Source organism: Pseudomonas sp. M47T1 (assembly GCF_000263855.1).
In the GTDB taxonomy this organism is placed as follows: Bacteria; Pseudomonadota; Gammaproteobacteria; order Pseudomonadales; family Pseudomonadaceae; genus Aquipseudomonas.
In genome coordinates this window covers 88,892-103,068 of record NZ_AJWX01000024.1, presented here as the reverse complement: position 1 = coordinate 103,068, position 14,177 = coordinate 88,892, and the positions used below count along the sequence as shown (strand labels likewise).

The following is a 14,177-nucleotide window of genomic DNA, read 5'->3' as shown; positions in this document are numbered from 1 at the left end:
GGCCCGTACGCCAAGCCGTCGGACCTGAAAGACCCGTTCGGCCACCCGTTCGGCTACCGCTTCCCCGGTGAACACGGCAGCTTCGACCTGATTTTCTATGGTCAGGACGGCCAGCCAGGTGGCGAAGGGTACAACGCCGACCTGGGCAACTGGGAATAACCCCGCGCATGCCATTGAACAGGCGCGCCCGCGGCTTCACCCTGCTGGAAATGCTGGTGGTGATCGTGCTCATCGGTGTGGCGGCGGGGCTGGTGGGCTATGGCCTGCAGCGCGGGCTGCACAGTGCCGCCGAGCGCAAGGCCCTGGGCCAGATGGTGCAGGCCCTTCGCGCGGCGCGGGTACAGGCCATCGTCAGCGGACAAGCGGCGCGCACGCGTTTTGATTTGCAGGGGCGCATAGTCCAGGCCCCGGGCAAACCCGTGGTGCGTTGGCCAGCCGACTGGCAGGTGCGCCTGCAGACGGCTGAAGGCTTGGGCGCCGGGTTCGAGTTCTACCCCGACGGCGGTGCCAGTGGCGGCAATGTGCTGATCAACCAGGGGCAACGGCATTGGCGTATCGACGTGGCCTGGCTGACGGGCGCCGTGCAGTTGCGCGACCTGCCATGACCCCTCAGCGCGGTTTTACCTTACTGGAAATGCTCGCGGCGCTGGCGGTGCTGGCCCTTTGCGCTACCGCGCTGCTGGGCGCGTTTGGTCAGAGTGCGCAGGCGTTGCAGCAAAGCGCCGGGGCCGATCGCCTGAGCCTTGCGGCCGCCTCGCTGGTCGACAGCCTGGATGCTGGGCCGTTGCAGCCTGGCCGGCAGCGGGGCCCTGGGACGATGTAGCCTGGGTGTGCGACATCGCTCTGGTGCCTTCGGAGCCAGGGTCAGCCCGCTTGTATCGTCTGGACCTGAGCCTGCATCAAGGCGCCCAGCGGCTGCAGGTCAGCACCCTGCGCGTGCGCAGCGCCGGGGTCACGCCATGAAGGGCCAGGGCGGTTTCACCCTATTGGAGATCCTCGTGGTGCTCAGCCTGCTGGGCATCCTGGCGGGTCTGGTCGGCACTGCGCTGGTCAGTGCCAACCGCGCCACGGCCAAGGCTGAGCGCTTCAGTACACGATTGGACGAGGTGCAGGCTGCGCAGCATTATCTGCGCCGGGCCATCAGCCAGGCGCTGCCATTGGCAACTGGGTCTCCCGTCGCCAAGCCGCCACGTTTTATTGGCGCACCGGAGCAGTTGACCTTTCACGGCCCATTGCCGGACTCCATTGGCGGCGGGCTGTATCAGCAGCAACTGACGCTGAGCGGCCATCGCTTGCTGGTGACCTTTGCCCGGCTAGACGGTCAGGCGGCGCAGCGTTTCGGCGAGCCGCAGGTGCTCTTGCGCGACGTCCGGGCATTGGCGCTCAGCTACCGCGGTCGTTCACCCCTGGGGCAGGACAGTGGCTGGGTGGCGAACTGGCCGTGGCCCGAGCGCTTGCCCAAGGCAGTACGCATTCAAGCCACCTTGGCAGGGGGAGTGCCGTGGGTGACCGAACAGGTGAACCTGCGCCTGGACCTGGCCAGCGAGCCGAACCCATGAAGGGCCAGCAGGGCGTGGCCCTGTTGCTGGTGCTTTGGGTACTGGCCGTATTGAGCACCTTGCTGGCCGGGCTGGCCGGCACCGTGCAGTTGCAACAGCGCCAGGCCGGCTGGCAGGCCGCGCATGTGCGCGCGCTGCTGGCGGCCGAAGCCGGCCTGAGCCAGGCGGCGATCAGCCTGCAGGCCCGTGATCTCAAGGCGCGCTGGGCAGCGAACGGCCAGCCGCACGCGTTGACGTTCGATCAGGCGCAGGTGGCGGTCAGTGTGCGCAGCGAGCGCGGCAAGCTGGACCTCAACGCCGCCTCCCAGGCCGACGTCGACCGTTTGCTGCGTGCCTGCGGTGCCGCGCCCTCGGTGGCAGAGGCTATTGCCCAGGCATTGCAGCAACAGCGTGACGGTTCGACACCGCTGCGGGCGCTGGAGGAATTTCGTGAGTTGCCGGGCATGAGCGCCGCGCTGTACCGGCGCGTGCTGCCGCTGGTCACCGTGTGGTCCGGCCAGGCGCAGCCCGATCCCAGCCTGGCGCCGCCCCGACTGGCACGCGCCCTGGGGCTGCCGACGGTGCGCACGCCGAACCCGGACGCCGGGCAAATTCTTACCGTCACCAGCGAGGCCCGCCTGCCGGGCGGTGTGCATGCGCAGGTGCGGGTGACCTTGATGATGACATTGGCAAAGGAGGGCGCCAGGCCGTATCGGGTCTTGCGCTGGCAAGAATGAACAAGCTCGTTGCAATGCCCCTGGCGCACCTGCGCCAAGCCCATGGTCGATGGCAGATCAGTCAGCCGCGCCGCTGGTTGCACCTGTGGCTGGCCGAACTGCACGGCCTGCTGCCGGCGGCCGTGCGTGCCCGGCTGGCCAGCGGCCCGACGGTGCAGACGCTGCCGTGGCCATTACCGGAAGACATCGACGGCGACCGACCGGTCCAATTGCTGCTGCCCAGCCATGAAGTGCTTGCACCGCGCATCACGCTGCCGCTGGCGGCCACCCGTGATCTGCAGCGGGTGCTGGCCTTCGAACTCGACAAATACACGCCACTGCCCGCCGATCAGGTGCACTTCACGGCACGCATTGAGCGTCAGGGTGCCAGCACGGCCAGCGTGCGGTTGGTGGCCATCTGCCGCGAGCGCCTGGCGTTGATGCTTGAGCACTGCCAGGCCAGTGGCGCACGGCTGCAGGCCATCGACGCGCTGGATGTCGACGGCAAGCCCCTGGGTGTTGACCTGTTGCCTGCGCACCTGCGCCCGGCACCCTCCACGGCTGCGCGCCTGAACCGGCGCCTGGCCCTGGCGGCTGCGGCCTTGCTGGTAGCGGTGATGGCCATGGCCCTGCACAGCCGCGCCGCCACCGTGGCCAACATGCGTGCCGATGTCGCCGCGCAACGCCAACAGGTGCAAGCCCTGGAGGCCCTGCGCCACGAACTCACCGACACCCAGGGCGCCGCCCGCTACCTGGCGGGGCTGAAAACCGCCCGTCCAACCTTGACCCGTCTGGTCAGCGAACTGGGCCAGTGCCTGGGCGCCGACACTTGGCTGGAACAACTGGAAGTGCGCGACAGCGGCGAGTTGATCCTGACCGGCCAAAGCCGCCACGCCAGCGCCCTGATCAGCCGTTCCCACGACTGTGCCAGCCTGCGCGACGTGCGCTTCCAGGGCATTATCCAACCCGACGCCGACACCGGCCTTGACCGATTTGCGCTGGCTGCGCGTCTCACCCAGGAGGCCGCCGATGCGCCGCCCCCCGACCGCCCGTGAACGCCAGATCCTCGCCGTGGGCCTGTTGGCCCTGCTGGTGTGGGCCGGCGGGTACCTGCTGGTGGACAGCTGGTTCGCCGGCCCTCTGTTGCAGTTGAACGACGAGGCCGCGACCCTGCAGGCCCAGCATCAGCGCTACGCTCGCCAACTGGGCCAGGCCCCGGCCCTGCGCGCCGCGCTGGACAAGGCCCGTCAGGACCCGGCCAGCCGTCGCAGCCTGTTGACCGGGGACGACCCCAGCGCCGTGGCCGCCGACTTGATGCAGGCCGTGATCGACCGGGTCAAGGCCCAGGCGGCCACCGGGCCGGGTTGCGAGGTCACCCAGCGCATGCCTATCGTCCCCGAGCAGGACCCGGCCCAGCCGTACCGGCAGGTCAAGGTCAGCCTGGCCCTGGCATGCGCCACCGAGCCCTTGGTGAAGGTGTTGCAAGCGCTTGAGTATGGCCAGCCCTACCTGTTTGTAGAGGCGCTGGATGTGCAGCGCGACACCCGTGCGCCGGGCAAAGGCGGCCCAGGCCGGTTGAAGGTGCAACTGTTGGTGCGCGGCTACCTCACGGCCGCCAGCGGCAAGGCGGCCACGCCATGAAGCACATGGCTGTGATCCTCCTGCTGATCAATGGCGCGCTGGTGGCCTGCCTTGTATGGGTGGGCGCAAGCCAAGGCGCTGTGGAATGGAACAGTGTCGGCCCGGCCGCGCCGTTGGCGGTACTGCCTGCCGCAGCGCCCGCGCTCACCCCGTTGCCCGAAACACAACTGGCCCAGGCCTTTCAGCAGCCGCTGTTCAGCCCCGATCGCAGCCCCGATGCGGCCAAGGCTGGCGCGGTATCGGCGGGGATTGAGGGGGTGACCCTGGGCGGCGTGGTCATCAATGGACAGGCGCAATGGGCGCTGCTGCGCCTGCGCGACCAGCGCGCCGTGAAGCTCAAGCGCGGTGATGCGCTGGACGGCGGCTGGGTATTGACCGAATTGGCCGCCACCAGCGCCACCTTCACGCGCCAGGGACAGGCGCGCACCGTGAACATTCCCGTGCCGCGCCTGTCTGCGCCGGCCGTGGCCCCCGTACTCAAACTCCCTGACGTGAACGCCCCATGACCGCACCTGCCCATTCGTTTTCCACGCCCCTGCGTTTCCCACTGCTGGGGCTCGTCGTCGCCATGGCGCTTGCCGGTTGCGCCGGTCAGTCGTCCCTGGACAGTGACCCAGCCTTGATGCGCGAAGCCTTGAACGGCACCGGCGACCAGCGCCCCAGTACACCGGCCGAAGCACCCGAGGCCGTTGCGCCAACGCCTGCCGGCGCGTCGGCGCACAGGCAGATCATCACCGGCAACCAGCGTTTCGTGCGACCCCAGGCCCAGGTCAGGCCGAACGCCGAGGGTGGTGCGGGCGACATCATGTTCAACTTCACCAGCCAGCCTATCGAGGCCGTGATCAACACGGTGCTGGGCGACCTGCTGCACGCCAACTACAGCATCAGCCAGGACGTGAAGGGCAGCGTCAGCTTCTCGACCTCAAAGCCGGTGAACAAACAGCAGGCGCTGTCGATTCTGGAAACGCTGCTGTCCTGGACCAACAACGCCATGATCCGCCAGGGCGACCGCTACGTGATCCTGCCGGCCGCCCAGGCCGTGGCCGGCAAACTGGTGCCGGAAATGCCCGTGTCGCAGCCCTCCAGCGGCCTGAGCGCAAGGCTGTATCCGCTGCGCTATATCGGCGCCACGCAGATGCAGAAGCTGCTCAAGCCATTCGTGCGCGACAACGCCTTCCTGCTGGTGGACCCGGCGCGCAACGTGCTGAGCCTGGCTGGCACGGCCGAGGAACTGGCCAACTACCAGGACACTATCGACACCTTCGACGTGGACTGGCTCAAGGGCATGTCCATCGGTGTGTATGGCCTTGAGCATGCCTCGGTGAGCGAGTTGATGCCGCAGTTGCAGAAACTCTTCGGGCCGGACAGCGGCATGCCCCTGGGCACCATGATGAAGTTCATGCCCAACGAGCGCACCAACTCTATCGTCGCCATTTCGTCGCAACCGGCCTACCTGCAGGAAGTGGGCGACTGGATCAAGACCATCGACGAAGGGGGCGGCAACGAGCCGCAGATGTACGTGTACGATGTACGTAATATGAAAGCCACGGACCTGGCCAAGTACCTGCGGCAGATTTATGGCACGGGCGCCATCAAGGAAGAAGCGGCCGCCAAGGTGGCGCCGGGGCTTACGACCACCACGTTGTCTTCGCTCAACAGCACGGGTAGCTCGACCACGGGCGGCCCGAGCACCCAGACGGCCAGCACCCAGCACAGCAGCGATCAGGACGAAGACAGCGCGGAGGCCGAGGCCGGCGGCACCAGCGACAGCGACAGCGCCCAGGGTACCCAGAAAACCCTGGAGGAAAGTGTGCGCATCACCGCCAACAAAAGCACCAACCAGTTGATGGTGCGCACCCGCCCCGCCCAGTGGAAAGAGATTGAATCAGCGATCAAGCGCCTGGATAACCGGCCGCTGCAAGTGCAGATCGAAACGCGCATCCTGGAGGTCAAACTCACTGGCGAGCTGGACCTGGGCGTGCAGTGGTACCTGGGCAAGCTGGCGGGCAACTCCTCCAGCACCACAGTGGCCAACACCAGCGGATCGCAAGGCGCGCTGGGCAGCGGCGGGGCAGGGCTGGGCTCCACTGACACGGCGTTCTATTCCTTTGTCAGCAGCAATTTCCAGGTGGCGCTGCATGCGCTTGAGACCAGTGGCCGCACTCAAGTGCTGTCGGCGCCGTCGCTGGTGGTGATGAACAACCAGCAGGCGCAGATTCAGGTGGGCGACAACATTCCGATCAGCCAGACCACCGTCAACACCAGTACCTCCGACACTACCCTGAGCAGCGTTGAATACGTGCAGACCGGCGTGATCCTCGACGTGACCCCGCGCATCAACCCGGGCGGCCTGGTGTACCTGGACGTGCAACAGCAGGTCAGTGACGCCGACACCAGCAGCGTTACCACCAGCCAGCCCAACCCCAGCATTTCAACGCGCTCCGTCTCAACCCAGGTGGCAGTGCAGAGCGGCCAGACCGTGCTATTGGGCGGCCTGATCAAACAGGATAACGCCGAGTCCACCTCCAGCGTGCCGGGCCTGGGCCGCATCCCCGGGCTGCGCTGGTTGTTCGGCAGCACCACCAAATCCAAGGACCGCACCGAGCTGATCGTACTGATCACCCCACGCGTGGTGGCTACCGCCAACGACGCGCGGCAGGCCACGGATGACTACCGTCGGCAGATGCAGTTGCTCAAGCCTGCTGCCTTGTAGCAACGGTACTGTGTGGGGGCTGCGGTGTGACTGGTAAACGCGGAGGCTGATTGATGAAATTCACTCATTATCTCATCCACCCCCACGCCATAGTCCCCACCCGGCTCCTGCGCTACCGTGCCGTACAGCGCTTTTCTCCCCTTCCAACTGAACCGTCACCCAACCCTGCCATCCACTCTAGTGTCCTGTCTGTGAAATAAGCTGTTCACTGTTGACGGCGTCTGTCGTTACCAGGCGGCGTGGCAACTCCTCGCCTTGCCTGGCAACAACAGCCACTCGTCAAAAGAGAACGTATTTCGCAGACAGGACACTAGGTACTGCCTTTTACCGTGCCCCCTGCAAAAGGTGCCCCCTGATGAGCGACCCTAAAAACCGCCTGCCCATGCCGCAGGATAAAGATTGCATCGCCTCACGGCGCAATTTCCTCAAATTCGGTGCCTCCGGCATCGCCGCCGCGTCCCTGTCGCACTGGATTCCACCGTCCGCCGCGCAGGCCGCTACCCTGGCCCCCGAGGCAGCCACGCCTGCCGCCGGCCACCAACGCATCCGCCTGCAGGTCAACGGCCAATGGCACACCCTGGACGTGCCCAACAACGCCGTGCTGCTGGACGTGGTGCGCGACCGCCTGCAACTCACCGGCAGCAAGAAAGGCTGCGATCACGGCCAATGTGGCGCCTGCACCGTGCTGGTCAACGACGTGGCGATCAATGCCTGCCTGTCCATTGCGGTGCAGCATGACGGCGACCGCATCACCACCATCGAGGGCCTGGCGCAGAACGGTCAGTTGCACCCGGTGCAGCAGGCGTTCTGGGACCACGACGCCTACCAGTGCGGTTATTGCACCTCGGGGCAGATCATGAGCGCGGTGGCGATCCTCAATGACCCGAACGTCCCCGACGACGATGCCAGCGTGCGCGAAGCCATGAGCGGCAACATCTGCCGCTGCGGCGCCTACAAGAACATCCTTGCCGCTGTGCAGTCGGCGCGGGGCAAAATGGGGAGGGCCAGCTGATGCGTACCTTCGACTACGCGCGCGCCGACACGCCGGGCAACGCCGTGAAGGCCGCCGACAGCGGCCAGGCCATGTACCTGGCCGGAGGTACCACGCTGCTGGACCTGGTAAAACTGGACGTGATGAAGCCCGACCAGGTGGTGGACATCAACCGCCTGGCCCTCAAGCAGATCGAGCCGCTGCCCGACGGCCGCCTGCGCGTGGGGGCGCTGGTCAGCAACACCGACCTGGCCCGTCATGCCTGGGTGCGCGAGCACTATCCGGTGCTGTCCCAGGCGCTGCTGGCCGGCGCCTCCACCCAGTTGCGCAACAAGGCCACCACCGGTGGCAACATCATGCAGCGGGTGCGCTGCAGCTATTTCCGTGACGGCATCTCGCCGTGCAACAAGCGCGAGCCGGGCTCGGGCTGCGCCGCCATCGACGGCTTGAACCGCAGTGTGCACGCGGTGCTGGGCACCAGTGACCACTGCATCGCCAGCCACCCCTCCGACATGTGCGTGGCCGTGGCCGCCATCGGCGCCAAGGTGACGGTGCAGGGCAGCACGGGCGGGCGCGACATCGACTTTGCCGACTTCCACCTACTGCCGGGCGACACGCCGTGGTTGGAACATGCGCTGCAACCCCACGAACTGATCACCCACCTGACCCTCGACGCGCCCCTGCATGGCAGCCGGTCGGCCTACCTGAAGCTGCGCGACCGCACCTCCTACCAGTTCGCCCTGGCGTCCAGCGCCGTGGTGCTGGTGCTGGACGGCCAACGCATCACCCAGGCGCGCATTGCCTTGGGCGGCGTGGGCACCAAGCCGTGGCGGGCGCGGGAGGCCGAGCAGGCGCTGGTGGGGCAAGCGGTAGGCCCGCAGACGTTCCAGAAAGCCGCCGAGTTGGCCCTGCAGGGCGCCCACGCCTACGCCCACAACGCCTTCAAGATCCCCCTGGGGCAGCAGGCGATCATGCGCAACCTGCGCGACCTCACGGCTTAGGAGTTTCTGATGAGCGATCCCATAATCGGTACCCCGACCCGCCGGGTCGACGGTCGGCAAAAGGTCAGCGGCGCTGCGCGCTACGCCGCCGATCATCCACTGCCTGGCCTGCTGTATGCCTACGGTGTCTACAGCACCGTGGCCTGCGGCCGTATCCGCCAGATCAATGACAGCCAGGCCCGGCAGATGCCCGGTGTCGTGAAGGTGCTGCACCATGGCAACATGGAGGCCCTGCACCGCACCCCCAACGCGCCGCTCAAGGACGTACTCACGGCCAGCAAGGCGGACGAGCATCGCTTGCCTTTCGAGGACGACAAGGTCTATTACCCCGGCCAGTTCGTGGCTCTGGTGGTGGCTGAGAGTTTCGAACAGGCCAGGGCCGCCGCCTACCGCGTCACGGTCGATTACGAGGCAGGCGATCCCATCAAGGACCTGGACCAGGCCCTGCGCCTGCATGGCTCCAAGGACGGAGGCAAAGGCCACCATCGCGGCGATCCGCCCTCGGCGTTCGACAGTGCCCCACACCAGACGGACCAGACCTACACCACGCCGGTGGAGGTGCATAACCCCATGGAAATGCACGCTACCACTGCGTGGTGGCAGGACGGTTGCCTGTACCTGTACGAAAGCACTCAAGGCGTGGTCAACCATCGCAACATGCTGGCCAACGTCTTCGACCTGCCGCCCGAACGGGTGGAGGTACGCGCACCCTTCATCGGTTCCGGCTTCGGCGGCAAACTATGGCCCTGGCCGCACTCGGTGGCCACCTGCGCGGCGGCCAAGGCCACCGGCCAGCCGGTGCAATTGATGCTGCCCCGGGCGCAGATGTTCACTACCGTCGGCCACCGGCCAGAAACCCGCCAGCGCCTGCGCTTGGCCACCGACGCCCAAGGCAAGCTGGTGTCGATCCGCCATGAGTCGTACAACAGCACGTCGACCCTCGACAGCTACACCGAAACCTGTGGCTCGGTGACCCAAAGCCTGTACAGCTGCCCCAATGTGCTGGTGACCCACAACAACAGCCCGGTCAATCGCGGCACGCCCACCTCCATGCGCGCGCCCGGCGCTGCACCGGGGCTGTTCGCACTGGAGTCGGCCATCGACGAAATGGCTCTGGCCGTGGGCATGGACCCCTTGAAGTTTCGCCAGCTCAACCTGGCCACCTCGGACGAGAGCCAAGGCCTGCCCTGGTCCAGCAACCACCTGCCCGAAGCCCTCGAGCAGGCGGCCAAGCGTTTCGGCTGGCATGACCGCAATCCCGCCATCGGCGCCATGCGCGATGGCGACCAGATCATTGGCTACGGCCTGGGCGCCTGTAATTGGGAAGCCTTTCAGATGCCTACCGAGGCGCGGGTGATCCTGCGCGCCGATGGCAGCGCCCTTGTGCAGTCGGCCGTGCAGGACATCGGCACCGGCACCTACACCATCGTCGCCCAGACCGTCAGCCAAATCACCGGGTTGCCGCTTGAGCGTATCCAGGTGGAACTGGGCAGCTCGGCGCTGCCGCCGGGCACGCTGTCAGGTGGCAGTTGGCTGACCGCCAGCGTCATGCCGGCCGTAGCGGGCGCCACCCGCAAGGCCCTGGCACAATTGCAGGAGTGGGCCGTGGCGCCTGGCGGGGTGTTTGCCGGCGCCACGGTTGACCAGGTCACGGTCAAGGACGGCCAATTGCAGCATGCCGGCCAGCAAGCCAGCTTCGGTCAGGTGCTGGACAACCAACGCCTGGCGCGCGCCGAAGGCTTCTTCCACAACGACGCCGCCAAGAACGGCACATACTCGTTCCGTTCCTTCGGCGCGCATTTCGTCGAGGTGCGCTGGGACCCGGGCATCTCGCGCCTGCATGTGGCGCGGGTGGTCAGTGCCATCGACGTGGGCAAGGTGGTCAACCCGTTGGCCGCGCGCAACCAGGTGGAAGGCGCCATTGTCATGGCCATTGGCATGGCGCTGTTCGAAGCCGCCGAGCACGACCCGCGCACCGGCTTGCCGGCCAACAACAACTACGCCGAATACGTGGTACCGGTGCATGCCGACCAGCCGGAAATAGAGGTGATGCTGCTCGATTACCCGGACCTGAACATGAGCGAATTCGGCGCACGGGGCATTGGCGAAATCGGCATCACGGGCCTTGCGGCGGCGGTAGCCAACGCGGTGTACCATGCCACCGGCAAGCGCGTGCGCGACCTGCCCATCACCAAAGAGAAGTTGATGGGGTAGGGACGCCCTTGATAGCCGCTGCCCAAGGCTGCGGGATTACATTGTGTGCTTATGGAGTGGCTCGTGCCGATCACTGTCATCATCCTCGCCGCCGGCCGTGGCGAGCGCTACCTGGCTTCCGGCGGCAACACCCATAAACTCGACGCCTTGCTGGGCGGCACCCCCGTGCTGCAGCGGGTACTGGATGCCGTGGCCGACACCGGCCTGGCCGTTCACGTCGTGCGACCCCAGCACGACAACGGCGGCATGGGCGACTCGATCGCCCGCGGCGTCAAGGCCACGCCCGAGGCTGATGGCTGGCTGATCCTGCCGGGCGATCTGGCCTTGGTCACTGCCGACTCCATCCGCCGGGTCGCTGCCGCGCTGCGGCCCGACACCGTGATCGTCCCGCAGTATCAAACCCGGCGCGGCCATCCGGTCGGCTTTCCGGCCCAGTGCTTCCAAGCCCTCGCAGCCCTGACTGGCGACAGCGGCGCTGCTGCCATTGTCCGTCGCTATCGCGAGGCAGGCAAGGTCGTGGACTTATCGGTCTACGATGTCGGCATAACCCTTGACGTAGACACGCTCGATGACCTGAAAACCGCCGAAGCAAGCCTGGCCACCCGAACCCTGTAGCCCCTCCACGGTGGGCGCCGTTAGCGCAGGCTCCACGATACCCCCAGATAAACCCCCAACCCCTCACCCGGCGTGGAACGCGCCGCATCCAACCCTTTGTCGTCATACCCCGGCGTCACCGTGGCCGCGTAGTGCTGGTTGGTCAGGTTGCGTATATCCACCCAGGTCTGCCAGTCACCCTTGGGTGCGTTGTAGCCCAGGCTTGCGCCAAACAGCGCATAGGGATCGGCGTAGTAGCTGTTGGCGTAATCCACTGCCACCTTGGACACCAGTTGCGTGTTTAGCGCGGCGAAGAAACCCTGCGGCCAGTCGTAGCGCAATTCACCCTGGTAGTAGTGCATCGGCAAGCCCGGCAGGCGGTTGCTGCCGAACCGGTCGTCGTCACGGTAGTGGAAATCGCTGAAGGTGTACGCCTGGCGAAGGCTGAGGGCGCCCACGCCTTCGCGCGACCACAGGGTGCTGGTCAGGCTGGCTTCCACGCCCTGGTGCACGGTGGGGCTGGCATTGAGTTCGTAGGGCGTGACGGCGCTGGCGTCGGGTAATACCGACAGCAGTTCATGGCGCACCTGGGCGTAGTACCAGGCCAGGCTCCATTGGCCCAGACTGCTGTCGCCGCTGCCGCCGATTTCCAGGGTGGTGGCGGTCTGGTTGCGCAGCGCCACCGGTACGCGTTGCGCGCCCGTGGCCACGCCACTGCCTGCCGGGAACAGCTGGTTGGAGCTGTAGATCATCGACCACGGGTGCGGGGCTTCCACCGAGCGGCTGAAGTTGCCGAACAATTGCACGTTCGGCGTCAGCTGATAGCGCAGGCCCAGGCGCGGGGCGTAGTCCCAGTCGTGCAGGCTGGTCTTGCCGCCGCCTTCGGGATAGGTGACCGCGCTTTCGCGACGGGTGTAGATGGCGGCGATGCCGGTGGTGAGCCACAGGTTGTCGGCCACTTCCAGGTCATTGCTCACATGCAGGACGGTGTCCGAGCCCTGATAGGTGAAGTTGCGGATGCGCGTGCCCGGCGCGTAACCGGCGGTGTTGCCGGTGGGGATGCGCACGAACTCGCTGGCGCCGTCATTGGGCATATGCTTGGTCACGCGCAGGCCCAGGGTGCTGTTGCTGTCCAGGCCCCACAGGGTGTCGTGGCGCTTGTAGTCGAAGGTGCCGCTGACGTCGGTGTAGGCCACCTTCAGGCGGTTGGGGCCTTCGCGCAGGTCCATCGGATAGTCGTGGTAGACCAGGCCGGTCTGGATGCTGGAGTCATCGTCAATGTAGTAGGTGGTCTTGTTGCCGATGAACGTGCTGCCCGGCTCGTCGCGCTGGTAGTCGCGCGCGGCGTAGGTGGGGTTGGCGGCCTGGGCGTGGTGTTCGATGGAGTCCTTGGTCACGCGGCCGGCCAGCTCGTTGTCGGTGTCGCGGTGGCGGATGTAGAAACGGGTTTCCAGGTTGGGGTTGAAGCGGTAGCCGAAGTTGGCGATCACGCCCTGGCTGGTGCTGGCGGTGTGGTCCTGATAGCCGTCGGAGCGCGCATCGGTGACGGCGATGTAGTAATCGAAGTCGCCCAGCACCTGGCCCGAGCTGATCTGGCGCTGACGATAGTCGTGGCTGCCCATGGCGTAGCGAAGTTGCAACAGCGGGGAGTCGTAGCCGGTGTGGCTGACGTAGTCGATGGCGCCGCCCAGGGCCAGGCCACCACGGTCGAAGCCGTTGGCGCCGCGCATGATGTCCACGCGCTCCAGCCACAGTGGCTCAAGCAGCTCATAGGGCGTGCCGCCCGGGCCGGTCAGTGGCAGGCCGTCGAGCATGGCGTAGATGCCCGAGGCATGGGCGCCGGGGGCGCGGTTGATGCCCGAGCCACGGATGGAAATCTTCACGCCTTCGTTGCCCGCCGACTGAGCGTACACGCCGGGCTGGTAGGCCAGTACGTCCTGGTTGCTGGCCACGCGGCCTTGCAGCGGGCGGCGCATGTCCACCACGTTGGTGCCACCGGGCACCTTGGCCAGTTGCGCCGCAGCGTCCTCGATGCTCTGGCCTTCACCACTCTGATCCTGGTCGCGGATCAGCACCTCGCCCAGTTCCATGTCCTGGGCGTCGGCCACCAACGGGCAGGCCAGGGCCAGGCTCAGGAGGGCGGTGGGCAGGGTATTGGACGACGGCATGAGGGGGCAACTCCAGAGTGATGACCCCTACGACGTGCGAATCGTTCGCAAAAGCACATGCGACGGCGGTCTTTGTGGGGGCGGGCTCTGCCCGCGAAAGGACACCGTGTTGCAACAGAGACTACGAGGTGAATGCTTCGCGGGCAGAGCCCGCTCCCACACAGGCTTTGCTGCGGCTGTATAGTCATCAGATCGACACGTTGGCGAGGCACTAACCTCGGACGGTCTTGCTCAACGCTGCGCCGCCGACGGGGCGGCCTGAGGGTTACGCGGGCTGCAACTGCGCCCGGCGCTTCTTGCTGGCGTCGCTGACCTGGGCCTGGATGCCGTCCAGATACTGGGTTTCCAGCTCGCGGGCCAACGGGCCGAGAATGGGGTTGGCGGCAAAACCGGCCAGCAGGGTGGCGATCAGCTGGGACACGGTGGCATTGGCGGCCTCGACACTGGCGGGCTCCAGCGGGTCGAACTCGATTCCTTCCATTTCCACATCCAGGCGCTTGAGTACGGGTTCTGCGCGCTGGATTTGCTGGCGAAGCTCATCAAGAGACGATTGCATCACTGACTCCCTGTGTCGTGGGCGTTGTCTTTAAACTGAAATATG

15 protein-coding genes are annotated in these 14,177 nt (G+C 66.4%); 13 read left to right on the top strand and 2 right to left on the bottom strand.

The window, feature by feature from the left end; genetic code table 11:
• The 13 genes from PMM47T1_RS22035 to PMM47T1_RS21975 form a co-directional block, all read left to right on the top strand.
• Positions 1-159 (top strand): type II secretion system protein GspG (locus tag PMM47T1_RS22035; RefSeq protein WP_008373150.1); only part of this gene is annotated, 159 nt, incomplete at its 5' end.
• An 8-nt stretch (positions 160-167) separates the two neighbouring features.
• Positions 168-605 (top strand): type II secretion system protein, encoded by a 438-nt coding sequence (locus PMM47T1_RS22030; protein ID WP_008373148.1) that lies wholly within the window; start codon positions 168-170, stop codon positions 603-605.
• On the top strand, positions 602-823 hold the full coding sequence (locus tag PMM47T1_RS30440) for a prepilin-type N-terminal cleavage/methylation domain-containing protein (protein ID WP_008373147.1): 222 nt from the start codon (positions 602-604) through the stop codon (positions 821-823). Before PMM47T1_RS22030 ends, PMM47T1_RS30440 begins: the two co-directional genes overlap by 4 nt.
• A 136-nt stretch (positions 824-959) precedes the next feature.
• The gene (locus PMM47T1_RS22020; RefSeq protein WP_008373145.1) at positions 960-1,559 is read left to right on the top strand and encodes a prepilin-type N-terminal cleavage/methylation domain-containing protein; all 600 of its coding nucleotides are present in this window, start codon (positions 960-962) and stop codon (positions 1,557-1,559) included.
• The gene (locus PMM47T1_RS22015) at positions 1,556-2,275 is read left to right on the top strand and encodes a type II secretion system protein GspK (protein ID WP_008373143.1); all 720 of its coding nucleotides are present in this window, start codon (positions 1,556-1,558) and stop codon (positions 2,273-2,275) included. The genes PMM47T1_RS22020 and PMM47T1_RS22015 overlap by 4 nt, the downstream gene beginning before the upstream one ends.
• Entirely contained in the window at positions 2,272-3,309 is a 1,038-nt protein-coding gene (locus PMM47T1_RS22010) for a type II secretion system protein GspL (RefSeq protein WP_043301379.1), read from the top strand. Before PMM47T1_RS22015 ends, PMM47T1_RS22010 begins: the two co-directional genes overlap by 4 nt.
• Entirely contained in the window at positions 3,284-3,895 is a 612-nt protein-coding gene (gene gspM, locus PMM47T1_RS22005; RefSeq protein ID WP_008373136.1) for a type II secretion system protein GspM, read from the top strand. Before PMM47T1_RS22010 ends, gspM begins: the two co-directional genes overlap by 26 nt.
• Positions 3,892-4,401, top strand: a complete 510-nt coding sequence (locus tag PMM47T1_RS22000) for a hypothetical protein (RefSeq protein ID WP_008373135.1) — start codon at positions 3,892-3,894, stop codon at positions 4,399-4,401. Before gspM ends, PMM47T1_RS22000 begins: the two co-directional genes overlap by 4 nt.
• Positions 4,398-6,608 (top strand): type II secretion system secretin GspD, encoded by a 2,211-nt coding sequence (gene gspD, locus PMM47T1_RS21995; RefSeq protein WP_008373134.1) that lies wholly within the window; start codon positions 4,398-4,400, stop codon positions 6,606-6,608. The genes PMM47T1_RS22000 and gspD overlap by 4 nt, the downstream gene beginning before the upstream one ends.
• A 355-nt stretch (positions 6,609-6,963) precedes the next feature.
• Complete coding sequence (locus PMM47T1_RS21990) at positions 6,964-7,620, top strand: (2Fe-2S)-binding protein (RefSeq protein WP_008373133.1); 657 nt, start codon at positions 6,964-6,966, stop codon at positions 7,618-7,620.
• Positions 7,620-8,600 carry an FAD binding domain-containing protein gene (locus PMM47T1_RS21985; protein ID WP_008373132.1) on the top strand — a complete coding sequence of 327 codons (981 nt, stop codon included), beginning with the start codon at positions 7,620-7,622 and terminating at the stop codon, positions 8,598-8,600. Before PMM47T1_RS21990 ends, PMM47T1_RS21985 begins: the two co-directional genes overlap by 1 nt.
• 9 nt (positions 8,601-8,609) lie before the next feature.
• The gene (locus PMM47T1_RS21980) at positions 8,610-10,814 is read left to right on the top strand and encodes a xanthine dehydrogenase family protein molybdopterin-binding subunit (RefSeq protein WP_008373131.1); all 2,205 of its coding nucleotides are present in this window, start codon (positions 8,610-8,612) and stop codon (positions 10,812-10,814) included.
• 63 nt (positions 10,815-10,877) lie between these two features.
• Positions 10,878-11,429: a nucleotidyltransferase family protein gene (locus PMM47T1_RS21975; protein ID WP_238536644.1), complete on the top strand. Its 552-nt coding sequence runs from the start codon at positions 10,878-10,880 to the stop codon at positions 11,427-11,429.
• 20 nt (positions 11,430-11,449) lie between these two features.
• Here the strand turns inward: PMM47T1_RS21975 and PMM47T1_RS21970 are convergent, their stop codons facing one another.
• Both PMM47T1_RS21970 and PMM47T1_RS21965 read right to left on the bottom strand, forming a co-directional pair.
• Complete coding sequence (locus tag PMM47T1_RS21970; RefSeq protein ID WP_008373129.1) at positions 11,450-13,576, bottom strand: TonB-dependent receptor family protein; 2,127 nt, start codon at positions 13,574-13,576, stop codon at positions 11,450-11,452.
• Between the two features lie 265 nt (positions 13,577-13,841).
• A complete protein-coding gene (locus PMM47T1_RS21965) occupies positions 13,842-14,132 on the bottom strand; it encodes a hypothetical protein (protein ID WP_008373128.1) in 291 nt (96 codons plus the stop codon).
• Positions 14,133-14,177: the final 45 nt, after the last annotated feature.